Below are 23492 nucleotides of genomic sequence, written 5' to 3'. Positions count from 1 at the left end.
CGGTGACGACTACGGCGTCGATGCCGGGTTCGGGTCACCGGCCTGGGCGGCGATCTGGTTCTTGATGCGGGCGAGCATCCCCGCCATCCCACGCAACCGCAACGGGCTCACGGCCTTGTCGAGCCCGAGGTCGTGATAGAAATCCGCGGGCACGGTGAGGATCTCGTCGGCCGAGGCCCCGTTGAGCCCCTGGTGCAGGATGGATGCGAAACCGCGGGTGGTCGGTGCCTCCGGCGGCGCGCTGAAGTACAGCTGCACCGACGCCGGGTCGGCGGCGTCGACCGACAGGAACACCGGGGACTGACATTCCGGCACCGGCTCCATCGCCGCGGTGGCGAGGGTGTCGGGGAGTTCGGGCAGTTCCCTGGAGAACTCCAGCAGCAAGGTCACCCGGTCGGACTCGCCCAGCGCCTCGAAATCGTCGACGATCTCCGCGAGCGCGGCGGGCACCGTCACAGCGTGCCGGGATCGTCACCGGTGGCGATCGGCGCGCGCACCGCATTGCCCCACTCGGTCCACGAACCGTCGTAGTTGCGCACCCGGGAGAACCCGAGCAGATGGGTCAGGACGAACCAGGTGTGCGACGACCGCTCACCGATGCGGCAGTAGGCGACTGTCGGCTGATCCGGGGCGAAATCGCCGTAGATCTCGTCGAGTTCGGCGCGGCTGCGAAAGCGCCCGTCGGGGGCGGCGGCCCTGGCCCACGGGATGGAGACGGCGGTCGGGATGTGCCCTCCGCGCAGAGCACCCTCCTGCGGGTAGTCCGGCATGTGGGTGCGTTCGCCGGAGTACTCCTGGGGCGAACGGACATCGATGAGCGGTTCGGTGCCGATGATCTCGCGGACCTGTGGGGCGAACGCACGGATGGTGCTGTCGTCGCGGTCGACGACCGGGTAGTCCGACCGCGGGTACTCCGGGACCTCGAAGCTGGTCTCGCGGTCCTCGGCGAACCACGCCTGCCGGCCACCGTCGAGCAGGCGTACGTCGGAGTGGCCGAACAGCGTGAACACCCACAGCGCGTAGGCGGCCCACCAGTTGGACTTGTCGCCGTAGACCACGATGGTGTCGTCACGTCGGATGCCCTTGGCGCGCATCAACTCCGCGAACTGCTCACCGTCGATGTAGTCGCGCGTCACCGGGTCGTTGAGGTGCAGGTGCCAGTCGATCTTCTGCGCGCTGGGGATGTGGCCGATGTCGTAGAGGAGGACGTCCTCGTCGGACTCGACGACCTTGAGTCCGGGGGTCCCGAGGTTGGCGCTGAGCCACTCGGTGCTGACCAGGCGCTCGGGGTGAGCGTAGGCGGCGAAGCCCGGATATGGGTCGGTCTGGACGGTCACGGCACGGCTCCCGGGGCTTGAGGTGGGCGGACGAGTACGCGTCCGAGCCTAGTGGTCACCGTCCCCGAGCGTCGCATCACCGCGATCGGGATCAGATGATCGAGCGAACGACGTACTCCAGCTCGGCGAAGAACGCATCCAGTTGGGTGTGGGCGGTCGGCGTGTCCGGGTACCGGCTGCGCAACGCGACGCCGTCGTCGGTCCGTGAGATCCAGAACTGTGCGTCGTCGGCGGTGGTGACATTGGAGATGTGGTGCGCGTCGATCTCGGCGTGGGCGGCGGCGCCGGGAAGCCGGCGGTAATCGATGTAGGACACCATGAAGATGTCGTTGCGCGAGCAGGTGAGACCGCCGATCGCCTCGAGGACGTGGGGTACGGGGATCTCGCCGAGCGCGACCGCCGACCGCAACGCCGGCCCGGTGGCTGCGAGGGTGTCGAGCACGTCGTCGCCGCAGTGGACGGTCAACGGGGCGTTGGTGGTGAACCAGCCCACGGCGTTGTGCCACAGCCGCGAGCGACGGGTGTGCATCGGGAACAGCACCGACATCTCGCGCCCCGCACCGAGGTTGTGCGCCGTCTGCGCCATCGCCGCCAGGAAGCCCGCGAACACGCTGGCGCCGTGGTCGCGGCAGACGCGTTCGAAGGCCTCGAGTCCGGTCCGGTCGAGCACCTGTCTCAGGTCGACGGCCTGGGGTGCCTGCTCGCCGGGGGCGAGTCCGAGATCGAGGGGGAACGACGGCGGGGTGTTGCGGTGCCGTTCGAAGAACTCGAGCCAGCGTGCCATGGCCGGGTGGGTGCGGTAGTCGCGATCGTCGTCGGCCTCGGCGGCGCAGTAGTCGACGAAGCTGCTCGCCTGCGGGAGGCGTCGGGGGCAGAACCCGCCGGACTCGGCCAGGCACCCCTCGTACAGCTGGTGCAGGTCGTCGATGACGATCGCCATCGAGTAGGCGTCGACGTGGGCGTGGTCGAAACCGCAGATGATGGTCGAACGATCGGTACGGTCGACCGCGGCGAGCAGGTAGCTCGGCGGCCCGAGCATCGGGCACGACGCGTTGAGGGCGTCCCACAGGTGCGCTCGGAGTCCGTCGGAGTCGAGCCCGACCACGGGCGGACCGGCGTCGAGCCTCAGTGTCGCGGGGTCGTGGAGTCGTCGGACGATGGCGCCGTTCTCCCGGGTGAAGCCGCTGTGCAGCGTGCCGTGACGGGCGATGAGCATCGCGTACGCCTGCTCCATGGCCTTGAGGTCGACGGACCCGTCGATGTCGAAGGACGCCGCGAGCCACGTGCTCGGCGCGTCGGAGGACTCGCCGGCCGTCGAGAGGTGGAAGCTCTGGTTGAACGACGGTGGGACCGCGGAGACCACCGGTGTGCTGTCCGACGAGTTCACCGACCACGTGTGCAGCGTCCCGCCCGTGGGGGTGAACCGGTCAATCGTGGTGACGCGCAAGGCTGGGCTCCCTCTCGGTGACCGAGGTGGCGATCACGTGGTCGCCGTCGGCCGCGACCGCGGCGAACACCTCGCGCAGTCGTCGGTGGTAGCGCGCCAGACGCCGCTGGGCGGTCGGGGTGTCCGGCGTCTGGGTCCCGACGTAGACACCGGAGTCGTCGCGGTTGACCCACATCGACGCGTTCGAGGTGCGCCCTTCACCGGTGGTCTGCATACCGCGGTCGTAGACGGCGGTGCCGGCCATCGGGAACCGCCGGAAGTCGATGTAGGAGAGCAACTGCGGGGTGACGAGCACGTCGCCGCTCTGCGCCCCGCTCGCCAGGAGCGAGCCGAGCACGGTGTGCACCGGGACATCGGACAGCGACTTCCCGGTCTCACACCCCTGCTGAGCGGCGGACACCAATTCGGTGAACGTCCGTGCGGGGGTGATCGGGAAGGACACCGGGGCGAAACGGCAGAACCACCCCTGCGACAGCTCGCTGCCCGCCAGCGCCCGATCGCTCAGCGCGGTGATGCCGAAATAGCTGTCGACCCCGGCCAATTCGTGATCGACGATCGCGAGGGCCGCGATGATGCCGCCGATCATCTTGGCGCCGTGGTCGCGACATGTCCGCTCGAAGGCCTCCGCGCCCCCGGCGTCGAGGACATCGAACTTGATCGGTGCGACCGGAGCGGTCTCGCCGGGAGCCAGGCCGAGGTCGAGGGGGAACTGCGGCATCCGGTTGCCGTGTCGCGCGACGATGTCGACCCAGCCGCGCACCTCCGGTGACGTGTCGGTGAGCGTCTGCGCGCGGGCGCGTTCGGCCGTGACGTAGTCGAGTTGGGATCCCGCGGGCGCCGACGTGAACGGGCCGACGTCGGTGCCGTCGCGTTCGGAGAGGTACAGGTCGGCCACCTCGGCCAGGACGAGTGCCTGGGAGATGCCGTCGCTCAGGGCGTGGTCGCAGCCGTAGTAGAGCGTGAAGCCGTCGCCGCGGACGATCGCACCCGCGACAAAACCCGGCCAGCTCAGTGCGTTGGCATTCTGGCTGAACCGTTGCTCGACGTGATCGGAGAACCGGCGCGGCAACGGCGCCGCGTCGTCGTCGGCCCGCAGGTAGCCGTAGTCGTCCACCGAACCCACCGCGGTTGCCTCGAAGGCGATGTCGGACAGGGCCACCATGTGTCGGGTCACCACCCCGTCGGTGACGTCGAACCACGATCGCAGCCCGTCGTGTCGTGCGACGAACCGCCGGAACGCGCGAGCCAGGGCATCGGCGTCGAAGTGGCCCTCGACCTCGGTGGTCGCGGCCAGGTACGCCTTGTGCGCATCACCACGCGCCGCGGTGGCCGTGGACCCCCGCAGATGGTTCTCCTGGAGGAACGATGCCGGCGTCGGGTGGGCGGGCGCCGCGGCGGCGGCGGCGAGCGATGCGGACGACGCCGAGAGCTCGACCAGGCGGCCCCGCGCGGGCTGCCAGTGCGAGAGCATGTCGATCATCATCGCGATCAGCTCGCAGCCACGAGGTCGTCGGCGCTCAGTCGGGTCGTCTCGGAGCCGGCCGCGGCGAGCCGTGCCATGACCGCGGTGAACGAGTTCAGGTAGTCGTGGACACCCGCGGTCGCGACCGGGTTGCTCGGGAACCGCGCCGAGACCGAGATGCCTTTCGGTGACCGCACGATCCAGAGGTAGACCTCGTCGTCGGATTCGGCCGCCCCGCGCAGGGTCCGTGCGCCCCACCGGGACCAGTCCTGGGCGGCGGGGATGAACCGGGCGTCGACGTACGACACGACGAACCGCGGTACCTCCTCGACGCCGATGAGCTCGGCGATGCGGGGGTACGGGAACTGCGCGAGGTCCTTGTGTTCGGTGACCGCGTGCCCGGCTCGTGACAGGCAGTCGTCGAACGACTCCACGCCGCGCACGTCGAGCTCGATCGGGATCATCCCGACGAACCATCCCACCGACGAGACGTACTGCGCCTGGTTGCGGGTGTGCATGGGCATCGCGAATCGGGTGACGTCGGCTCCGGCCACCGTCCGAGTGGTCAGGGCGAGCGCAGCGAGGACGGCGGACTGCATGGAGTGTCCGGACTCGCGGGCACGCCGGTTGATGGCGTCGGACTGTGCGGCCGACAGGACCCAGGACGACGTCCCGCTCTGGTGTCGGCGGTGCGACGAGCTCGGTCCCGCCACCGGCAGGGGGAACGCGGGGAACCGACCGTCGTCACGCGCGAGGTAACGACTCCACACATCGACCGCGCGGTGTCGGGCGTCGAGGGACCGGCCGACCACACGCTCGTCCACGCTGAAATCCAGATGGCTGCCCGCGGTGGGGAGTTCGGGGTCCTCACCCGCGAGCTCGCATTCGTAGATGCGCTGGATCTCCCCGATCGCGAGGAGCATGGAGTAGGCGTCCATCACCGAGTGGTCGGCGCCGAAGACCAGCACGAAGGAGTCCGCGTCGGGGTCGTCCTGGGCGATGGTGACGGCCAGGCAGTGCGGCCACCGCAGCGGGGAGAGGCGCTCGAACAGGTCCACCAGGTGTTCGTGAACCCTTGTGCCGGTGCGCATGTGGCCGATGTCGGCTCCGGACACCTCGACATCGGCGACCGATCGTCGGGACAGGCGTACATCGTTGTCGTCACGCGTCTCGGTCACCGTGGTCCGGAAGACCTCGTGGCGGCGCATCCACACCGTGAGCGCGCGGGCGACCGCGTCGGGGTCGTGGGGATGCGGGATCTCGAATGCCGCACCCAGCCACGACCCCCGGTGGTGTCCGTCCTCGGAATCGACCGGTGGGTGGCAGGTGCTACCGCGACCGCAGTAGTCCTCGTGCAGGTAGCTCAGGGGCCGGGTGTCGTGCACCCACGCGTTCTCGCCGTCGACGAGACGCGGAGTCCACTCCGTGAGGTGTCCGGCGGGTAGGGGATAGTCGGCCAATTCGGTGAATTCCACTTCAGCCTTTCCGATTTCGCGCCGATGGTGGGCCTGGGCATGAGCGATACGCATCCAGGGGTGGGTTGCGGTCGATTCCGGCGACGCTGCCGGCCAGTCGGATGTCCCGTTCTTACGGAGATGACCGATTCGGTGATGAGCAAATGGTAGGCAGACCGGGCCGATCTTGTTTACCTGGGTAACGAGTGTTCTTCATCACTGAGGTCTTGGTCGGGCCCGGTCGGGTAGCTCGACAGGGTGACCTGATCGGTCAGGAGTGTTCGACGACAACAGTATTCGCGGTCACGTGAGCACGGTCACCGTAAAATTTCGTGCCGCAGCGACTGCGAGATGTGGGCGTCTTTTGAGTCGTCGAGATCGCATCCGTGTAACGGGCGTGTGACATCGCGTCGTACAGCTGAACAAGACCGCCCGATGCGGCGTGATCGTCGTCGCGCAGCGTCGCCGTCGGCGCGGATGGACCCCTACACTTTGCCCAGATCGCGCACACGACAGAGTATCTGACGGCGACATACGACGATGTCGCGACGATTCGATCGAGGGGACAGACATGACAGCGGGCGATCGGCCGGCAATCGAGACCCACGCACTGACCAAGACCTTCGGGTCCATGACGGCGGTCGACGGGGTCGATCTCGTTGTGCCGCAGGGAAGTGTGTATGCGGTGCTCGGTCCGAACGGGGCGGGCAAGACGACCACGGTGCGCATGCTCGCGACGCTGTTGCGTCCCGACGGCGGCAGCGCGCACGTCTTCGGCCGCGACGTCGTCGCCGACGCCACCGAGGTGCGGTCGATGATCGGTGTCACCGGGCAGTACGCCTCGGTCGACGAAGACCTGACCGCGACCGAGAACCTGATGGTGTTCAGCCGGCTGTTGGGCCGCTCCCGTCGACACTCACGTGCTCGCGCCCATGACCTGCTCGAACAGTTCGGCCTGCAGGAGGCCGCGTCGAAGACGTTGAAGAACTTCTCCGGCGGTATGCGACGTCGCCTGGACCTCGCCGCCAGTCTGATCTCGCGTCCGCCGCTGCTGTTCCTCGACGAGCCGACCACGGGTCTGGACCCGCGGACCCGCGCCCAGATGTGGGACACGGTGCGGCAGCTCGTCGCCGAGGGGTCGACGATCCTGCTCACCACCCAGTACCTCGAGGAGGCCGATCAACTCGCGGACCGCATCGCGGTCATCGATCGCGGGAAGGTGGTGGCCGAGGGGACAGCCGACGGGCTCAAGTCGTCGGTGGGCAGTTCGGCTCTGGTTCTCACGCCGGTCGAACCGACGGCCGTCGCACTGGCGTCCTCCGTCGCGCAACGGCATGTGCCGATGGGGGCGGTGACCGCGGGTGATCACGCCGTGACCGTGGCCCTGACCGATCTGGCGGTGGTGGGGCGGATCCTGGTGGCGCTCGGTTCGGTCGGAGTCGAGTTGGCGGAGGTGGACGTGGTCAAGCCGAGTCTGGACGACGTGTTCTTCTCGATCACCGGGGTCGGGGAGGACGCAGCATGACCGCCGTCTCGACGGTGTCGCACCTCGACACCCGCACGCCCGCCGCGCGCCAGGTCACCGTGCTCGAGGCGGTCGCCCAATCGGCCACCATGGCCGGTCGGGGACTGCTCAAGATCAAGCACAACCCGCAGCACCTGTTCGATGTCATCGTCCTGCCGATCGTCTTCACCGTGATGTTCTCGAGCATCTTCGGCGGCGCGATCGCGGGCGACGTGACCGGCTACCTCCCCATACTCATCCCCGGTGTCCTGGTGCAGGTCGCCCTGGCGGCCTCGGTCACGACCGGCGTCCAGTTGCGCGAGGACATGAACAAGGGTGTCTTCGACCGCTTCCGCTCGCTGCCCATCGCCCGCATCGCGCCGTTGGCCGGTTCGCTGCTCGCCGACGTGCTCCGCTACATCGTCGGCACCACGATCACCGTCATCGTCGGTCTCTTCATGGGGTACCGACCCGGCAGTGCGGTCGGCGTCGTACTGGCCTGCGTGTTGGTGGTCGTGGTGGCGTTCGCCCTGAGCTGGATCTTCGCGCTGATGGGTGTCGTCATGGAGAAGGCGTCCACGGTGCAGGGGGTGTCCATGCTCGTGCTGATGCCACTGACGTTCATGTCCAACGCACTGGTCCCGGTGGCGACGATGCCGGGCTGGATGCAGGCGTTCGCCGGGGTGAACCCGGTCTCACATCTCGTCTCGGCGGTGCGGGAGATGGCCGACGGCCGGTACGGCGTGCAGATCGTGTGGTCGTTGCTCGGCGCGGCCGTCGTGCTGATCGTGGTGGCGCCGTTGACTCTTCGGGTCTACATGCGCCGCGCCTGAGGCGCGGCGGGGTGGCTCAGGGCATGATCCGGTCGGTGGTCCGTCGCAGCAGGTGACGTGGCGCGAACGTCCGCGTCTGCGCGTCGTAGCTGCGGATGAGGATCAATCGGGCGGCGTGCACCAGCGTCACCCACGGCACGTACAGCGTCATCGAACCCACTGCCAGGCCGTAGCGCTTGTGCAGCAGGAACGTTCGGGGCAGGAAGCTCATGTAGCGGATGAACGAGCCGACGCTGCTCTCCATCCGGCGCGGTGAGACCCCGACCCCGAGGTGCGGCAGGAAGGCGTTGCGACCGCCGATCTCACCGACGCACAACCCGGTGTCGACGTCCTCGAAGATGTCTCGGCGCATGCTCACCGATTCGCGGATCGCGAGCCACGTGTCGCGTCGCAGCACCATGTTCGATCCGTAGAGCACGAAGACCGGCTTCACCTCGACCTGCCTGTCGTGCCGGCGTGCGGCGAACGGCAGGAACGCGATCCGCTCCTTGAGCCGCGACATCGCATCGCCGTAGGGGAGCCCGTAGGCCTCGCCGCGGCCGCACAGGGCGGCCCAGTGACCGTCGGTGTCGGCGTCGAGGAACTCGACGATGTCGGCGGCCCAGCGCGGTCCGACCATGGTGTCGGAATCGATGCGGGCGATCGCCGTTCCGGTGGCGGCGTCGAGACCGGCGTTACGCGCGAACACCAGCCCCTGACGTTCCTCGGAGATCATCCGGACCGCCGGGTACCGGTCGACGTAGGTCGCGACTATGTCGACGGTTTTGTCCTGAGAGTTGTTGTCCACCACGAGGATCTCGTGGATGTGCTCGAGCTGGGGCAGCAGTCGGTCGAGGCAGTCGGCGATCACGTCCTCCTCGTCGTACGTGGGAATCACCACGGACAGCAGCGTCGTCGACATCGTTCCTCACCCCCGGATCAGGCGTCGCGCGCGTGCGGTGAGAAGGTTCGCCGCGCGCACGACACGACCTGACCCTAAGGGATCTCCGGCGCTGCGGCCCGGCGACGACGGCCGATCGTGGTGGTGATCACCCCCGACTCGGTGCGGCGGACTCGATGATCTCCACGGCCGCATCGACGGCCCGGACCGGGGCGATGAACCGGCGGCTCAACGATCGCGCCGCGGCGCGCGACGCCGGCAGGAGAGCAGCGTCGATCGAGTCGCGCAACGACGTCGCGGTCAGCGCGGCGAGTGCGCCGCTGACGCCGGCGCCCGCCCTCGCCACCCGGCGGCCCCACATCGGCTGATCGGCGCCCAGCCAGCAGATGACGGCGGGCACCCCGGCGCGCAACCCGGCCGCGGTGGACCCGGCACCGCCGTGGTGGACCGCAACCGAGCAGCGGGGCAGGACGGTGTCGTGATCGACGGCGCCGACCACATGGATCCGGTCGTCGGAGGCGTCGGACATGAAGTCGCTCCACCCGGTCGCCACCAGCACGCGATGTCCCTGCGTCCCCCGCACGATGGTGTCGGCGAGACGTGCGGGGTCCTCGACGGTCATGCTGCCGAATCCCACGTAGACGGGCGGTTCGCCGGCATCGAGCCAGTCCAGCAGGGCGGCCGAGGGTGCGTCGGCCCCGAGCTGGGCACGCGTGTCGGCGGCGAGGTTGAGGAAGCCGACCAGCGGACGACCCGCGCCCCACTCGTCGGACAACCCGGGGAACAGGCTCGGGTCGTAGGCCTGGATCTCGGGTACCCCCTGGTCGGCGATCCGCCGCGCGGTGGGCCTGCGGGCGGACCGCAGCCCGACATCGGACCGCAGGCGGTTCTCCCCGGTGCGGCTGGTCTGCCACAGGATCTGCTCGAGGAGCCGCCACGATGCGCGTGACACCGGCGCGGGCGGGTCGATGCCCCACTGCGCGAGCGGTGACGCGATCCCGTTGCTGCGCATCGGGCAGTAGTGCACCGGCAGGTAGGGCACACCGAGCGCCTCGGCCACGGTGAGCGAACGCTCCTGGCCGACGCTGCCCCCGATGACCGCGTCGGCGCCCGCGCAGATGTCGACGAGCTCGGCCTGGGCCGCCCGGGCGCCGAGGTGGGTCACCTCGGCCACGGCTCGCATCCGCGCCACGGGGTTGCGCGACTTGAGGTCTCGGGTGACGAGCTCGGAGCCCAGCAGGGCCCTGGTGTCGGTTCCGCACGGCTCGGCGCGGACACCTGCGGCGCGTGCGAATTCAACCAGATTGGGTGGCACGGCCATTCGGACCGTGTGACCGCGCGCACCCAGCGCGACGGCGAGCGCGACGCCGGGCTGGACGTCGCCACGGCTGCCGTTGAACGACAGGACCAGTTCCATGGACAACACCGTAATGTGCCCGGCCCTATGCTCGAGACCATGCGGCGTCTCGAATCCCAGGACATGACTTACTGGTTCGTCAACCGTGCCTTCGACTGGTCGGTGGTCCTGCAGCTGGTGTGGACGTTCGACGAGGTGGTCGACGCGGCGGCCCTGGCGCAGATGAACGCCGAACTCGCCGTCGGATCCCTCAACCGTCGCGTGGTCCTGCCGTCGGTGCCGATCGCCCGTCCACGGTGGTCGCACTCACCCGCGACACCGGATGTGGTGATCGACACGCTGCCGATCGGCGCCGACGGGATCGAGGCGTGGGCCGACGGGGAACTGGAGACCGTCACGCTCGATCCGGTGGACGGCTCGGCCTGGCGACTGCGTGGGGTCCCCACCGCCGACGGCGGGTTCGTCGTGTCGCTGACGACACTGCATCTGGTCGCCGACGGACGGGGGATGGTGGCCGCCGCGGTCGCGGCCGCGACATCGGGTGGTTCGTCCGATCCGGTCCCGCTCTCCACCCGGCGGGCTGTGCTGGCCGACCTCGCCGACGTCCTCACCGTCGTGTCGCAGGCCGGCAGCGGGGTCGCCCGGGCGCTGACCAGTGCGGTCAGGTCCACGACCGACGACGGTCCACCGCCTCCGGCCCGCGCCGTGCGAGCGCCCATGCACGAGCGTTCCCCGTCCGCGCGCACCCGCTGGGCCGTCGTCTCGGTGTCCGCGGCGCACTGGGAGGAGGTCGCCCGACGCCACCACGGCACGTCGAACATCCTGTTCGTCGCGGTCATCGCCGGTGCGCTGCGGGCCGCGGGCCACCTGCCCGCGGACGAACCCATCAAGGTGGGCATCCCGGTGAGCCGGCGTACCGAGGGCGACGACCGGGCCAACGCGACGGCGGGGGTCTCGGTGATGGTCCGTGGCGAGGTCACCGCGGGGGGAGATCTGACCGCCCTGCGACGTCTGTGCAAACAGGCCTACGAACGTCTGGCCGCGGGAACGCGACCGGCGATGATGCACCTGCGGCCCCTGATGAACGTACTGCCGGTCTCGGTGGTGGCGAAGGTGGCGACCGCGGGCAACGGCATGCCCGACGTGATGACCTCGAACCTGGGCGTCTTCGGACCCGAGGTGGCCCGCATCGGTGGGCACACGGCATCGGCGGTGGCATTCCGCGGTGATGCCCAGGGGGTCGACCCCGACCTGCACCATCGATTCGGCGACGGTCTGCAGTCGTGGTCGGTGCAGGTGGGCGACACCCTGACGTTCTCGGTCGCCGCCTTCGACGAGTCCGCCTTCGCCGGTGCGTCGGAGTTGCGGGCGGGCATCGCCGCCGAGCTCGACGCGTGGGGTGTCGTTCATCGCATCTGGTGATCACGCACTGCGGTGATACGCCAGGGCAACTATTGTCGACCGGGTGTATCGCGTAACCGGCAACGACGAGTCATACCTGTTGGCGGAGAGGCTCTTCGGGATGTCCGCACCGATCCAGTACTGCTGGATCATGCCCACGGACCCCGGTGCGACGGCGTTGTCCGACCTCAACGATCAACTGTCGCAGGGAATCCTCGCGCGACGGGTGGTCGCTCCTCGCGTGCCGTTCGCGCGGGCGCGGTGGGTGCGGTGCGACACCACACCGCCGCCACGACTGCTGACCGACCCGATCGACGACTCGGCGACCGCGGACTGGTTCGACACCCGTGTCCGCACGACCCGTCTCGACCCGGTGTCGGGACACGGGTGGCAGCTCGACGGCGCCCCCACCTCCGCGGGCCGCTACGTGGTCTCGTTGTTGGTCTCGCACATGACCTCCGACGGCCAGGGCATCTACCGTGCGCTGGCGGCGGCGGCCGCCCGCACCTCGATCAACCCGTTGCCGCCCGCGGCGGTCACCACCGGGATGGCCGGGCTCCGTGCCGATCTGCGCGACGCAGGCGGTCAAGTCGTCGCCGCTGCGCGGGCGGTGGGTGTCGTCGCCGGGGCGGCCCTCGCCGCGCGACGTGGTGCGCCGCAGCAACCGTCGGAAGCCGCTGATCCGGTCCGGACGCCACCTGCGGCCGCGTCCCCGGTCGCCGCGGTGGATGACCCGGCCCCGGAACCCACCCTGGCGATCTACGACCTCGACCGGGCGGAATGGGCCGCGCGGGCAGCGGAGTTCGGCGGGACCTCCAACAGCCTGTTCACCGGTGTCATCGGCGGACTCGTCGCCCGGGCCGGTGTCCCGGTGACCGGCGGGGTCATGCGCGTGTGCATCGCGGTGAGCAAACGCGAGGGGGACGACGACGATCGCGCGAATGCCTCCGGGGGGGTGTGGATCCGGGTCCCGGGGGTCATCGGACCGGAGGAAGGTCTCGGCGGGATCCGGGCCCTGAGCAAGCAGGCGTTCGTCGACTACGCGACCTCCGGCGACCGACAGGTCGCCGACAACGTGCAGCCGATCGTGCGTCTGCTGCCGTCGGCGATCATCGGCCGTCTGATGGCGAAGCTCGTCGGGCCGGACACGACGGTGTCGAACCTGGGGGAGGCGCCGGCGACCGCACTCGAGATCGGCGGGGTGACCGCGGAGTCGTTCGTGATCCGTGCGCTCATGCAGGGACAGCCGGCACAGGTGCGCAGGGAGAAGGGCCCGGCCCTGGCCGCGTGGGCGGTCGAGTACGCGGACAAGGTCAGCGTCGCGTTCTTCGGCATCGACCCCGACCATTTCGGCGACCCGCAAGCACTGCACCGCGACATCGCCGCGGAACTCGACCGGTGGGGGTTGTCGCACTCGGCCTGGTGAGTGCGGCCGCGTGCCTAGGCGGGTGAGGTGAGCAGCGACGCGTGGCCGTGGCGCAGTTGTTCGGAGGCGATCCGGACGAGATCGTCGACCAGGGTGTGGACCACCGTCGCGGCAATCTCGGTGTGCGGGAAGCGGGTCCGCAGGTGCACGCCGTTCTCGTCGCGCCAGAACCAGAGCTGCACCGTGTCGGCACGGCCGTCGCTGGAGACGTGGTGGACGTTCATCGTCGGCAGTCCGTCGAACCGCCGATAGTCGAGGTAGGACACCATGAACACGTCGTGTCGGGCCTTGCGCAGTCGGTGCCCGAACGTGCCGTAGACGGTCGTCAGGTCCACCTCGGCGAGCGGTAGGGCCGCCGACAGGGCATCGGTGGCCGACCGCATGGCCGACACGAGGTCGTTCGACGCGTCGAGGACCAGTGGCGCATTCGCGACGAACCAGCCGACCGACCGCGACCAGGTGTCGGTGCGCCGGGTGTGTACCGGCAGGATCAGCGGCAGTTTCTCCGGGCCACCGAGATCGCGGGTGGCCATCGCCAGGCAGGCCAGGAGGGCGGGGTAGAAGCGGATACCACGTTCGGCGGCGGACGCGGAGAAGGTCGCCGCGTCCGCGGCGGAGAGGACGGTGTCGACGTAGATGCGCGCGGGTGCGAATTCGCCCTCGGCCACCCCGAGATCGATGGGGAACTCCGGGACGTGCCAGTCGGTGGCGGTCAGGAAATCGTTCCAGCCGACGATCCGGGCATCGCTGTCCGACATCTCCCCGTCCACCTCGGCGGCCTGGTGGTCGAGGAAGCTCCCGGCCGGACGCAGGTCCTTGCCGTGGTACGCGTCGACGAAGTCCTCGGCGATCACCGCGAGGGAGTGCGCGTCGACGTAGCAGTGGTCGAACGCGCAGACGATGGTCGTGGTGTCGGCGTGCTCGAGGGCGGCGAGGACGTGTGAGGCCGGCGCCGACGCGGTGCACCCCTCGACGATCGTCGAGGAGATGAGTTCCTTGGCCGCCGCGGCGTCGACGTGTTCGACGGTCTGCGCCGCCGACACCGTCAGACCGCCGGGCGCATGCAGTACCCGACGCACCGCGCCGTCGTCATCGGTGACGAAGTGGGCGCGCAGCACCTCATGGTGATCGAGAACGGTCTCGAAAGCGCGTTGCACGGCCACGAGATCCACCGTCGAGGAATCGATGTCGAAGGTCACCGCAAGCCACCCCGAGGCGCCGTCGGCCACCGCGTCGAGGTGGAACCGCTCGTTCTCCGACGGGCCGGTGGCGTGCGCGGCGGCGACACCCGAGGCGGTGGTGGTCCACCGGTGCAGGCGTCCGGCCGGGACGTCGAGGTTGGCGAAGGTGGTCAGTTTCATCGGTCACCCACCGTGGTCGGCACGAGGTCGGCGCGCGAGGCGTGCTCGGCGAGTACGGCACCGACGCGATCGTGGAGTTCGGTCACCGAGGCTCGGGCGGCGACGGTGTCGGGCAGGTGGGACAGCAGACGCAGACCGTCGCTGTTCCGGTTGATCCACAGATTGGCGTTGCGGGTGCGGCCCACGCCCGGGATGACCCGACCGTCGGCGATCTCCGGCGAGGTCTCGTCGGCGAGACGTCGGAAATCGAGATACGACACCATCTGTGGGCTGCCGTCGTCCGGGACGAAATCACCCTGCGCCGCGAGCAACCCGAGAACCGCGTGCACCGGAACCGCTTTGAGGTCACGGGTGCGGCGGACCGCCTCGGACGCGATCAGCACGAGATCGTCGAAGTCCTCACCGGAGTCGGCTCGGAAGGCCACGGGTGCGAAATTGCACAGCCATCCCTGCGTGCCGGGGAACTCCGGATCGCGGGTCGAGAGCACTGTCGAGGTGAAATAGGCCGGATCGCCGGTGATCTCGTACTCGGCGCGCGCCAGCGCGGCGAACAGGAGGCCGAGCAGCGATCCGCCGTGTGCCCGCGCACGCCGCTCGCACGCGGCCGTCGTCTCGGCGGACGCGAGCGGCCGGTCGATCGCGATCGCGTCGAGGGTGTCCGGCCCCGTCAGGCCCAGGTCGAGCTTGGATCGCGGCACGGTCCGACCGTGGTCGGCGAGAATCGATCGCCACGTCTCGACGCGCGGGTCGTCGGGCGACACCCGTGCGGCGCGGGCGTACTCGTCGGCGATGTAGTCGAGATGGCTGCCCGCGGGAAGAATGTTCGCCGCGGCGCCGGACCGGTGTGCGCGGTACCGCTCGAAGAGCTCGCCGAGAGCACCGATGGATGCGGTGCCGTCGGTGTGCGAATGGTCGGACGCGACGTAGAAACCGAACGAGTCGCCGGCGTCGATCGCACCGAATGCGATCCCGGGCAACCGGTCGTGGACCGCCTCGGAGTCGATGCGGGTGTGCAGACGGTCGATCAGCGCGGTGTGGTCGCCGGACGGTCCCGTGGCGACGGTGTCGAACTCGATGCCGTCGGCCGCGGCCACGCGTCGGACGATGGCGTCGGTCGTCACCTCGAAGAAACTGCGGACCTCGTCGTGGGCGCGGACGAAATCGGTGATCGCCGCACGCATGGCGTCGCGGTCGAGTGGTTCGTCGATGTCGGTCACCATCATCACGACGGCGCGATGGGGCGCGCCGGTGGCGCGCTTGGCCGTCGCCGCGACGAGGTGGTCACGCTGGAGGAACGACGGGCCCAACGGGTGCGTCGGAGCGCCCGCGGTGACGGTCTCGCCGTCCCGCAGTCGCCATTCGACGAGTTCGCCTGCCGCGGGATCCCACTCCTGCAGCGTGCCCGCGATCACGGAGTGAGGCCGCCCGGTTGCCCTCCCGGGGCCGACATCGCGGACTCGACGTCGAACGCGGTGTCACCGGCTTCGACGATCTCGAGCAGCACATCGTTGAAGGTGCGCAGGAACCGGTGCACGTCGTTGGCGCCGGGGTGGTGGCTGGGGAACCGGGCCGAGAGGTTGGTGCCGGTCGGGATCCGGTTGATCCAGAAGTAGACCTCGTCCGACGACGCGCAGGCGCTGCGCAGGACGCGTGCGTCGTGGGTGTCCCACTGGTCGGCGCCCTCGGCACCGCGGAGGTCGATGTAGGAGACGACGAACTGCGGCGGGGTGCGGTGCCCGATCAGGTCGGCGATCGGGTGGAACGGGACCGTGCCCAGGTCCTTGTACTCACGCGCACACTCGGCAACCGGGCCGATGGCCTCGGAGAAGGTGCGTGCGGCACCCGGACGCAGGTGGACGGGGATCAGACCGACGAACCATCCGGCGGCCTCGCCCCACTGCAGCTCGGTGCGGGTGTGGACCGGGCTGATGAAACGCAGGTCCCCGGTGCCCGAGAGTCGGTGCGTGGTGATCGACAGCGCGGTGTAGATGCCCGCGGCCATGTTCGCGCCCGCGGCCTTGGAGGCACGGTGGAAGCGCTCGGTCTGCTCGGCGTCGAGCAGCCAGGTCGACAGACTGCCCTGGAAGCGCGAGTGGGTGGTCTCGACCCGTGAGAGCGGTCCGACCTGCGACTCGCCTGCGGGCAGCGCGCGCGGGAACGCGGGCATCGGGTCCGGCTGGGTCACCGACGTGGAGTCGGAGTGCGCCTGCAGGAAGTTCTTCCACCGTGTGACCTCGACGGTGTCGGCGTCCAGACGCGCGCCGCTGGCCCGTTCGGCGTGACTGAAGTCGAGGTAGCTGCCGAAGGTGGCGAGCGAGTCGTCGTGGCCCAACAGTGCCGACTCGTAGAGCCGCGTGAGTTCTTTGATCGCGAACACCTGGGTGTAGGCGTCCATGACGGTGTGGTCGGCACCGAACACCAACAGGAACGACCCCGGGGTGTCCTCGGGTTCGACCGTGGTGACCAGGCAGTGCGGCCAGGCCAGCGGGCTGATGCGGGTGTTGAACAGCTCGTTGATGCGCTCGTAGACGGCACTGCTGGTCGAGGGCTCGTCGTCCCGCGCGATCGTGATGCTCACCTTGTCCGCGGCGATGATGCGACGCCCGAACTCGTCCTCGACGTGGTTGGCGTCGACGTCGGGGCGACGGGTCACCGTCGAGCGGAAGGCCTCGTGACGGGCGAACCACCGCTGCAGGGTCGCGGCCATGGCGTCGGCGCAGAGCGGGTGGTCGATGGTGAACGCGGTACCGATCCACTGGCTGTACCACTCGTCGCCGACCTCGTGGGCGCGGCGGGCGTGCTCGAGATGGACGTAGGAGAGGCGGCGGTCGTCGTCGGCCCAGTCGTTGTCATCGGCGGCCGGCGTCCACTCGGTGACCGTTCCGGCCGGGAGTGGATAGTCGGCGAGCTCGGTGTACTCCATGGGGAGATCTCCTTACTGTCCTGGCACTTGTGTGACCTGGCGCATTGACGATCCCCCCAGAGCCCCCGCTCCGCAGCCCTGTCGAAGGGCTCCACTCCACACCAGACACTAACGCGATCGCCGCTGATTTTTTCGGTGTCGAGTGAGTATTTAGCCTGTGAAAGTCTCAGTGCGCAAGTGCCTGTGACCATTCGCAGCGAAATGTTGTCACCTATTACGTATCCGTCAACAGATCTTTGTTTACTGTTATCCGGTTACGCCCAAACCGCGCGAAAGCGTCGGCCAGCTGCGGTGCATTTGATCGTTCCAGTAGGGCCAGGAATGCGAGCCCCGCGCCTCGAAGTCGAAGGTCGCCGGAATCCGCTTCGCCGCGAGCGTGTCGGCGAGTCGGTGGGTGCAGAAGTTCGCGCCCGCCTCGATGGCGCCGCCCACGATCAACCGGTCGGTGGGATTGGTGTTGCCGGGGTAGTTGGGCGCGTCGTAGGGGCCGGGCAGGCCGCTGCCGACCGAGACGTAGACCGTGGAGCCGCGGAGCCCGCCGGCACGCAGCAGCACGTCGTGTGCGGCCCAGGCCGGGTTGTTCGGCGCGCCCCACATGTTGGTCGCGTCGCCTCCGAACGCCGCGACGATGGCGCGCGGGATGCCCTGCGAGACGATGTCGGCCGTCGAGTAGCAGCCGCTGTACGAACCGACCGCCTTGAAGAACCCGGGCTTGCGGGCGGCGAGCGTGAGAGCGGAACCCGCACCCATGGACAGGCCGGCGACACCGTGAATCCCATTGCCGGAGAACCGCTTGTCGAGCAGCGGCGGCAGCTCGCGGGTCAGGAAGGTCTCCCAGCGGTAGCGCCCGAGCTTCGGGTCATCGCGCTGCCAGTCGGTGTAGAAGCTGCCGTTGCCCGCGAGCGGGAGTGCCACCGTGACGTTCTTGTCGCGGAAGAATTTCGCCGCGTCGGATTTGCGCAGCCACATGCTGTTGGTGGGGTCCTCCTCGCCGAGACCGCTGAGCATCGTCAGCACCGGCCGGGGGCCGCGCTGCGTGCTCGGGACGAGGACCTGGACCTTGATCGTCTTCGCCATCGACGCGGAGTAGACGTATACGCCGAACTGTGTCGGTCCCTCCGATTCAACGCGTTCGATCGTCGAGACCGAGGGTGCGGCTGCCGCGGTTGCCGACAGGGATGTGACGACACACAATGATGTCAAGAGCGCGATGAGAAACGTCACAAATCTCTGTGAACGCAACGGCCGCGCGGAGTTCATCATCGGAGATGTCCCCGTTTCGCGGCTGATTCCTGAATGCATCAAATGTCCTTACGTGAGTTGAGCCACAGTCTCGCACAACCGATGCGAACGCACGATCTCAGGATCGTAGGTGAACCGAACATCACACCGTGTGTTCGAGTATCTCCGCTATTGCCGCGATCGCGTCCTGGGGACCGACCATCGACTGTGCGAATGTACGGCTGCGTTGTGCGGTGTCGGGATCGAGAATTCTTCGGATCAATTCGGGTAACTCTTCGCCGTCGACGGTCTGTCGGATACGGCACGTGGCCCCGAGTCCGGCGTCGCTGATTGCGCGTCCCCACAACGGCTGGTCGGCGCTGAACGCCGCGATCAGGCTCGGGACGCCGGCCCGCGCACACGCCCCGGTGGTCCCGGCGCCGCCATGATGGACCGCGGCGACGCAACGAGGCAGCACGAGCCCGTGGTCGGCCGCGCGGACCACCAGCACCCCGGGACCGTCGAGACGCCCGGCGACGGCGTCGGCGTTCGGTCCCGCGCAGACGAGAACCCGGTGTCCGTGTGCGCGGATCGTCTCGACGAGGTGGGTGAACGTGACGGCTGCCTCGGCCAGGGGCATGCTGCCGAAGCCGACGTAGACCGGCGGCGTTCCCTCGTCGAGCCACGTCAGGACCGCTTCGTCGTCGGACGATGGCCGCCCCGCGTGGGCGGGCGGGGTGACGAATCCGGTGAGCGGGCGCTGTGGCCCCCACTCGGCGGCGAGCGCCGGGAACAATCCGGCATCGTAGGCCTGGATCTCCGGGGTTCCCGCGTTGCGGAGTCGCCCGCCGAGAGGGCCCGAGGCGGTGGGCATACCCAGACGCGCGCGCAGGGCGACGTCGCCACGTCGTGCCGAACCGAGCCAGAAGGCGTGGTCCACCAGCCGCCACACCGCCTCGCTGAGCACCGGCACCGCCCGTAGCGCGGCCAGCGGACCGAGAGGAACCGGAACACTCCGACTCGGCCGGACGGGGCAGTAGTGCAGGGGGACGAACGCCGCGTCGCGGAACTCGGCAACCGTCGCGCCACGCTCCTGGCCCATCAGGCCGGTGACGACGAGGTCGGCGCCGTCGGCCATCTCCAGCAAACGCTCGTCCATCGTGGCCGCGCCGAACTCGGTCACTTCGCGGATGGCCCGTGCCCGCGTCCGCGGGTTCGACGACTTCAGATCGCGCTTGATCAGCGGGGACTTCAGCAGCTCGTCGGTGTCGGGGGCGAACATGTGCGCGTCGACACCGTGCCCCCGGGCGAAGTCGACCAGGTTCTCCGGCACACCGACGACGACCTCGTGGCCCCGCGACGTCATCTCCAGCGCCACGGCGATCCCCGGTTGGACATCGCCCCGGCTGCCGTTGAGGGCGAGCGCGAGTCTCATCGGGTCACCACTCCCGGGGCGTCAGGGACCAGCGGGCCAGCTCGGCGTGCAGGATCGGCGAGAGCGACCTGCGGCCGAGTCCGTCCGGGTCCAGGCCGATCACCGACACCGTCGTGGTGTGGCCGGCGTCGTTGACCCAGGCGGCCAGCCCGCCCCGGAGCTCTCGCAGTCGGGCGGTGCTGATGGCCTGGGTGGTCGACCGGGTGACGATGCCGCCGGCCCGGGTGGGATCGCCGAGTCCGGCCAGGTGGTCGTCGAGGGTGCCGAGGTTCGACGCGAGTGCCAGTGGGGTGGTCGCCCCCCTGCTCAGTGCGGCGACGGCGCGGTCGCCGAGCGCCTGCATCATCGGCTGCAGCCGGACGAAGGTGCCCGGGCGGGCCGTGCGCTGGGCGTAGACGTCCTTCGACAGCGCCCGGATGGTCGCGAGGTCCTTCTCGCGGGCCGCCGCGGCGGGAACGTCCAGCGACAACCCGAGCGTGGCGTTGGCCCGGTCGTCCGGGACGCCGCCGCGCAACGACATGGGGATGGAGATCCGGACGACGTCGTCGTCGTCGGCGCGACCGCCGGCGACGAGCATCCCGACCACGACCGCGATGAACAGGGTGTTGGCCGAACCGCCCGCCGCGGCGGCCGCGGCTGCCCACTGCTCGGACGGGACGCTGACGATGCACACCGGGGCCAGGGCGATCTCGTCGTCGGGCGCGGCCTCGGGATCGCGGGGGACGACCCTGCTGGTGCGTGCGGACACCGGCGCCGTCTCGGTGTCGTCGTCACCCGGCGACCCATCGGTGCGTCCGGACATCGCGCCCCGGGCCAGGGCGACGAGGTTGCGGGTGATGGCGCCCGCCTGTGTCACGGCGTCGGCGGCCTGATCGATCAGCCCCGGCGAACGCGCCGTGAAGGTCGTGGTGGTCGCGGTGTCGAGGGCGGCCCGCACGGCGTCGAGCACCGCCGAGCCGTCACCGGCCGCGTGGGCGACGCACAGTGAGACGACCGCGCCCCCGGAGGCCAACGGCGCCGAACGCAGTTCCCACACCGGCCCGGAGGTCAGATCCAGCGGTCGCGATGCGGCCGCATCGATCCACGGGACGACCGCGTCGTCGGCCACCGCCTCGGCGTCGGCGACCCGTCGACCCGACGCGGCGCCGGCACCGACCCAGTGATCCCGGACCAGTGGGAGGCCGGTTCGGCGCAGCAGCCGTCCGAGCCGCCCCGAGGCCAGCCGACCGAACAGCTGCTCCAGTTCGTGTTCGTCCGGTGCCGACGTGAGCCGCCAGACCATCTGGTTGACGACGGGAACGCCCAGGGCGCGGTCCATCCTGATGAAGAGATCGTCGTCGGCGGTGGTGCGGAGCACGGGTGGTGTGCGGTCGGGCACGTCGTTCCTCCTGCGTCGAGCCGTGGGGTGGGCGCGCTCGTCAGAGCTTGCGCAGGTAGATGCGCACGGTGAGCGGCGTCGCGATCGCCATGATCAGCAACGAACCGAGCACCGAGTAGACGAGATGGTGATCGACCTGTCCCTCGTTGGCGAGCAGACGCACCGCGGAGATCAGCTGCGACAGTGGATTGACCTCGGCGATGGGCCGTAACCACCCGGGCAGGGTGCTGGTGGGCACGAACGCGTTCGAGGTGAAGCCGAGGATGGTGAGCAATAGTGCCGAGAACCCCTGTACGGCGGAGGCTTTCGTCAGTGCGACCCCGAGCAGGGCGAAAACCCAGCTCAGCGCGAACGCGGAGAACACGACCAGGGCAGCCGACGCGAGCACCCCGAGCGGGCTCGCCGGACGGTACCCCATCGCCACGCCCGCACCGACGGTGATGACCACCGCGATCAGATACCGCAGGTTCGCGGCCACGAGTCCGCCCGCCAACGGTGCGATGCGGGAGATCGGCATCGACACGAAACGGTCGAGTATGCCCTTGTCGATGTCCTCGCGTAGCTGGATCCCGACGACCACGGTCGAGGTGATCGCCACGTTGACCAGCACGCCGGGGATCAGGGTGGGCAGGTAGGTCGTCACGTCCCCGGCGATGACGCCGCCGAAGATGCTGCCGAACAACACCGTGTAGATGATCGGCACGATGATGACGTCGACCAGCAGCTGCGGGGAGTGCTTGAACTTGAGCAGGCCGCGTCGCGCCAACGTGGCGGTGTCGCGGACGGCCTTGCCGGCACTGATGTTCTCGGTGACCGTCGCGGTGGGGATGGCCGCGAACACGTTCTCGGTCGAGGTCATGGCTTGCTCCGGTCGTCGGTGAGGGCGAGGAAGACCTCGTCGAGCGAGGGCGAGTGGACGCCGAACTCGCCCACGGTGATCCGACGGGCGGACAGCGCCGCGATGACCTGTGCGGCACGGGCGGAGTCGGGGACCGGCGCGGTCAGCTCGCCGGTACGGCGGTCGATGTCCACCGAGTGACCGAGCAGTTCTTCGATGGTCGCGGCGGCGGCCGGGGTGCTGCCGGGATCGGCCAGCCGGATCGACAGCGAGAAGCTGCCGACGGACCTCTTGAGCGTCTCGGGGGTCCCGCGACCGACCACGCGGCCGTGGTCGATGACCACGAGGTGATCGGCGAGGGCGTCCGCCTCGTCGAGGTACTGGGTGGTGAGGACGACGGTGGTCCCGGCGGCGACGACATCGCGCACGATCTCCCACAGCTGGGTCCGTGTGCGGGGGTCGAGTCCGGTGGTGGGCTCGTCGAGGAACAGCAGGGCGGGGCGGTGGATCATGCTCGCGGCGAGGTCGAGGCGGCGGCGCATACCGCCGGAGAATCCCTGAACCGGCCGGGTCGCGGCGTCGGCGAGGCCGAACTGGTCGACCAGTTCGCGTGCGCGTCTGCGCGCCTGCGATCCCTTCAACCCCAGCAGTCGGCCGTAGATGTCGAGGTTCTCCAGCGCGGTCAGGTCGTTGTCGACCGACGCGTACTGCCCGGTGAGCGAGATCAGTGAACGGACCGCCGTGGATTCCTTGGCCACGTCGCGCCCCAGGATCCGCACCTCCCCGGCATCGGGCCGCAGCAGTGTGGCGAGCATCCGCACGATCGTGGTCTTGCCTGCACCGTTGGGGCCCAGCAGGCCCAGGACGGTGCCCACGGGCACGACGAAGTCGACGTCGTCGACCACCCGCTGATTTCCGTAGGTCTTGGTCAGGCCCGACACCTCGACGGCGAGGGGGTCGACGGGTCGGGGTCGGCTCGGCGGCGTCTTCCGGATCGGTTCATGCCGGGGCGATGCGACGACGGGCGTGAACACCTGCGTGGCGGCGGACGCGAAATCGTCCGCATCGTTGGTCGAGTGATCCTCGCGCCGGGAATGCCGCCCGGGACGCTGTTCGGTCATGATCCGCTTTCCCCCGCGATGGTCGGCATCGGGCCGAATTGTGCGCTCGCTGCTGATCTCACCGACACAGGCTAGCGGCCCACGTCCATGCGCACCGTGCGCCACATCACCGAC

Annotated in this window: 19 protein-coding genes; 4 read left to right on the top strand and 15 right to left on the bottom strand. The window is 69.4% G+C overall.

Translation table 11 applies throughout. The features are described from left to right. Nucleotides 1–9: 9 nt before the first annotated feature. The 5 genes from IEV93_RS14445 to IEV93_RS14425 all read right to left on the bottom strand — a co-directional run bounded on the left by IEV93_RS14445 (nucleotide 10) and on the right by IEV93_RS14425 (nucleotide 5721). Nucleotides 10–456 (bottom strand): SufE family protein, encoded by a 447-nt coding sequence (locus IEV93_RS14445; protein WP_188490701.1) that lies wholly within the window; start codon nucleotides 454–456, stop codon nucleotides 10–12. Next, nucleotides 453–1337: a sulfurtransferase gene (locus tag IEV93_RS14440; RefSeq protein WP_188490700.1), complete on the bottom strand. Its 885-nt coding sequence runs from the start codon at nucleotides 1335–1337 to the stop codon at nucleotides 453–455. The genes IEV93_RS14445 and IEV93_RS14440 overlap by 4 nt, the downstream gene beginning before the upstream one ends. Before the next feature lie 91 nt (nucleotides 1338–1428). Next, the gene (locus IEV93_RS14435; protein WP_188490699.1) at nucleotides 1429–2784 is read right to left on the bottom strand and encodes a condensation domain-containing protein; all 1356 of its coding nucleotides are present in this window, start codon (nucleotides 2782–2784) and stop codon (nucleotides 1429–1431) included. Beyond that, nucleotides 2765–4267, bottom strand: coding sequence for a condensation domain-containing protein (locus IEV93_RS14430; RefSeq protein WP_188490698.1), 1503 nt, complete (start codon nucleotides 4265–4267; stop codon nucleotides 2765–2767). The genes IEV93_RS14435 and IEV93_RS14430 overlap by 20 nt, the downstream gene beginning before the upstream one ends. A 5-nt stretch (nucleotides 4268–4272) precedes the next feature. Then, on the bottom strand, nucleotides 4273–5721 hold the full coding sequence (locus tag IEV93_RS14425) for a condensation domain-containing protein (RefSeq protein WP_188490697.1): 1449 nt from the start codon (nucleotides 5719–5721) through the stop codon (nucleotides 4273–4275). 550 nt (nucleotides 5722–6271) lie between these two features. On the opposite strand from IEV93_RS14425, the gene IEV93_RS14420 reads away from it, so the two are divergent. Continuing rightward, the gene (locus IEV93_RS14420) at nucleotides 6272–7225 is read left to right on the top strand and encodes an ATP-binding cassette domain-containing protein (protein WP_188490696.1); all 954 of its coding nucleotides are present in this window, start codon (nucleotides 6272–6274) and stop codon (nucleotides 7223–7225) included. Continuing rightward, complete coding sequence (locus IEV93_RS14415; protein ID WP_229705193.1) at nucleotides 7222–8037, top strand: ABC transporter permease; 816 nt, start codon at nucleotides 7222–7224, stop codon at nucleotides 8035–8037. Before IEV93_RS14420 ends, IEV93_RS14415 begins: the two co-directional genes overlap by 4 nt. Nucleotides 8038–8053: 16 nt before the next feature. Here the strand turns inward: IEV93_RS14415 and IEV93_RS14410 are convergent, their stop codons facing one another. Then, nucleotides 8054–8917, bottom strand: a complete 864-nt coding sequence (locus IEV93_RS14410) for a glycosyltransferase family 2 protein (protein ID WP_229705192.1) — start codon at nucleotides 8915–8917, stop codon at nucleotides 8054–8056. A gap of 148 nt (nucleotides 8918–9065) precedes the next feature. Beyond that, nucleotides 9066–10334, bottom strand: coding sequence for a glycosyltransferase (locus tag IEV93_RS14405; protein WP_188490694.1), 1269 nt, complete (start codon nucleotides 10332–10334; stop codon nucleotides 9066–9068). Nucleotides 10335–10397: 63 nt separating this feature from the next. On the opposite strand from IEV93_RS14405, the gene IEV93_RS14400 reads away from it, so the two are divergent. Continuing rightward, on the top strand, nucleotides 10398–11696 hold the full coding sequence (locus IEV93_RS14400) for a hypothetical protein (RefSeq protein WP_188490693.1): 1299 nt from the start codon (nucleotides 10398–10400) through the stop codon (nucleotides 11694–11696). Nucleotides 11697–11739: 43 nt separating this feature from the next. Beyond that, nucleotides 11740–13101, top strand: coding sequence for a hypothetical protein (locus IEV93_RS14395; RefSeq protein ID WP_188490692.1), 1362 nt, complete (start codon nucleotides 11740–11742; stop codon nucleotides 13099–13101). A gap of 14 nt (nucleotides 13102–13115) precedes the next feature. On the opposite strand, the gene IEV93_RS14390 is transcribed toward IEV93_RS14395, so the two are convergent. The 8 genes from IEV93_RS14390 to IEV93_RS14355 form a co-directional block, all read right to left on the bottom strand. Continuing rightward, the gene (locus IEV93_RS14390) at nucleotides 13116–14462 is read right to left on the bottom strand and encodes a condensation domain-containing protein (protein ID WP_188490691.1); all 1347 of its coding nucleotides are present in this window, start codon (nucleotides 14460–14462) and stop codon (nucleotides 13116–13118) included. After that, nucleotides 14459–15874 carry a condensation domain-containing protein gene (locus tag IEV93_RS14385; RefSeq protein ID WP_188490690.1) on the bottom strand — a complete coding sequence of 472 codons (1416 nt, stop codon included), beginning with the start codon at nucleotides 15872–15874 and terminating at the stop codon, nucleotides 14459–14461. The genes IEV93_RS14390 and IEV93_RS14385 overlap by 4 nt, the downstream gene beginning before the upstream one ends. Further along, a complete protein-coding gene (locus IEV93_RS14380) occupies nucleotides 15871–17385 on the bottom strand; it encodes a condensation domain-containing protein (protein ID WP_188490689.1) in 1515 nt (504 codons plus the stop codon). The genes IEV93_RS14385 and IEV93_RS14380 overlap by 4 nt, the downstream gene beginning before the upstream one ends. Before the next feature lie 246 nt (nucleotides 17386–17631). Then, nucleotides 17632–18645: an alpha/beta hydrolase gene (locus IEV93_RS14375; RefSeq protein ID WP_188491568.1), complete on the bottom strand. Its 1014-nt coding sequence runs from the start codon at nucleotides 18643–18645 to the stop codon at nucleotides 17632–17634. Between the two features lie 124 nt (nucleotides 18646–18769). Then, nucleotides 18770–20041: a glycosyltransferase gene (locus tag IEV93_RS14370; protein ID WP_188490688.1), complete on the bottom strand. Its 1272-nt coding sequence runs from the start codon at nucleotides 20039–20041 to the stop codon at nucleotides 18770–18772. Nucleotides 20042–20045: 4 nt separating this feature from the next. Then, complete coding sequence (locus IEV93_RS14365; protein WP_188490687.1) at nucleotides 20046–21419, bottom strand: hypothetical protein; 1374 nt, start codon at nucleotides 21417–21419, stop codon at nucleotides 20046–20048. Nucleotides 21420–21459: 40 nt separating this feature from the next. Then, the gene (locus tag IEV93_RS14360; protein ID WP_188490686.1) at nucleotides 21460–22278 is read right to left on the bottom strand and encodes an ABC transporter permease; all 819 of its coding nucleotides are present in this window, start codon (nucleotides 22276–22278) and stop codon (nucleotides 21460–21462) included. Continuing rightward, the gene (locus IEV93_RS14355; RefSeq protein WP_188490685.1) at nucleotides 22275–23378 is read right to left on the bottom strand and encodes an ATP-binding cassette domain-containing protein; all 1104 of its coding nucleotides are present in this window, start codon (nucleotides 23376–23378) and stop codon (nucleotides 22275–22277) included. The genes IEV93_RS14360 and IEV93_RS14355 overlap by 4 nt, the downstream gene beginning before the upstream one ends. Nucleotides 23379–23492 lie beyond the last annotated feature (114 nt).

This window comes from Williamsia phyllosphaerae (assembly GCF_014635305.1).
GTDB classification, from domain to species: domain Bacteria; phylum Actinomycetota; class Actinomycetes; order Mycobacteriales; family Mycobacteriaceae; genus Williamsia_A; species Williamsia_A phyllosphaerae.
The sequence above is the reverse complement of the archived record's forward strand: the minus strand, read 5'-3'. Positions and strand labels throughout refer to the sequence as shown.

What these genes read in the sequence shown, in the direction of transcription:
- IEV93_RS14355 (WP_188490685.1), bottom strand. Translation starts at nt 23,378, where the DNA reads ATGACCGAACAGCGTCCCGGGCGGCATTCCCGGCGCGAGGATCACTCG.
- IEV93_RS14390 (WP_188490691.1), bottom strand. Translation starts at nt 14,462, where the DNA reads ATGAAACTGACCACCTTCGCCAACCTCGACGTCCCGGCCGGACGCCTG.
- IEV93_RS14380 (WP_188490689.1), bottom strand. Translation starts at nt 17,385, where the DNA reads ATGGAGTACACCGAGCTCGCCGACTATCCACTCCCGGCCGGAACGGTC.
- IEV93_RS14430 (WP_188490698.1), bottom strand. Translation starts at nt 4,267, where the DNA reads ATGATGATCGACATGCTCTCGCACTGGCAGCCCGCGCGGGGCCGCCTG.
- IEV93_RS14420 (WP_188490696.1), top strand. Translation starts at nt 6,272, where the DNA reads ATGACAGCGGGCGATCGGCCGGCAATCGAGACCCACGCACTGACCAAG.
- IEV93_RS14405 (WP_188490694.1), bottom strand. Translation starts at nt 10,334, where the DNA reads ATGGAACTGGTCCTGTCGTTCAACGGCAGCCGTGGCGACGTCCAGCCC.
- IEV93_RS14400 (WP_188490693.1), top strand. Translation starts at nt 10,398, where the DNA reads ATGACTTACTGGTTCGTCAACCGTGCCTTCGACTGGTCGGTGGTCCTG.
- IEV93_RS14375 (WP_188491568.1), bottom strand. Translation starts at nt 18,645, where the DNA reads ATGAACTCCGCGCGGCCGTTGCGTTCACAGAGATTTGTGACGTTTCTC.
- IEV93_RS14370 (WP_188490688.1), bottom strand. Translation starts at nt 20,041, where the DNA reads ATGAGACTCGCGCTCGCCCTCAACGGCAGCCGGGGCGATGTCCAACCG.
- IEV93_RS14360 (WP_188490686.1), bottom strand. Translation starts at nt 22,278, where the DNA reads ATGACCTCGACCGAGAACGTGTTCGCGGCCATCCCCACCGCGACGGTC.
- IEV93_RS14415 (WP_229705193.1), top strand. Translation starts at nt 7,222, where the DNA reads ATGACCGCCGTCTCGACGGTGTCGCACCTCGACACCCGCACGCCCGCC.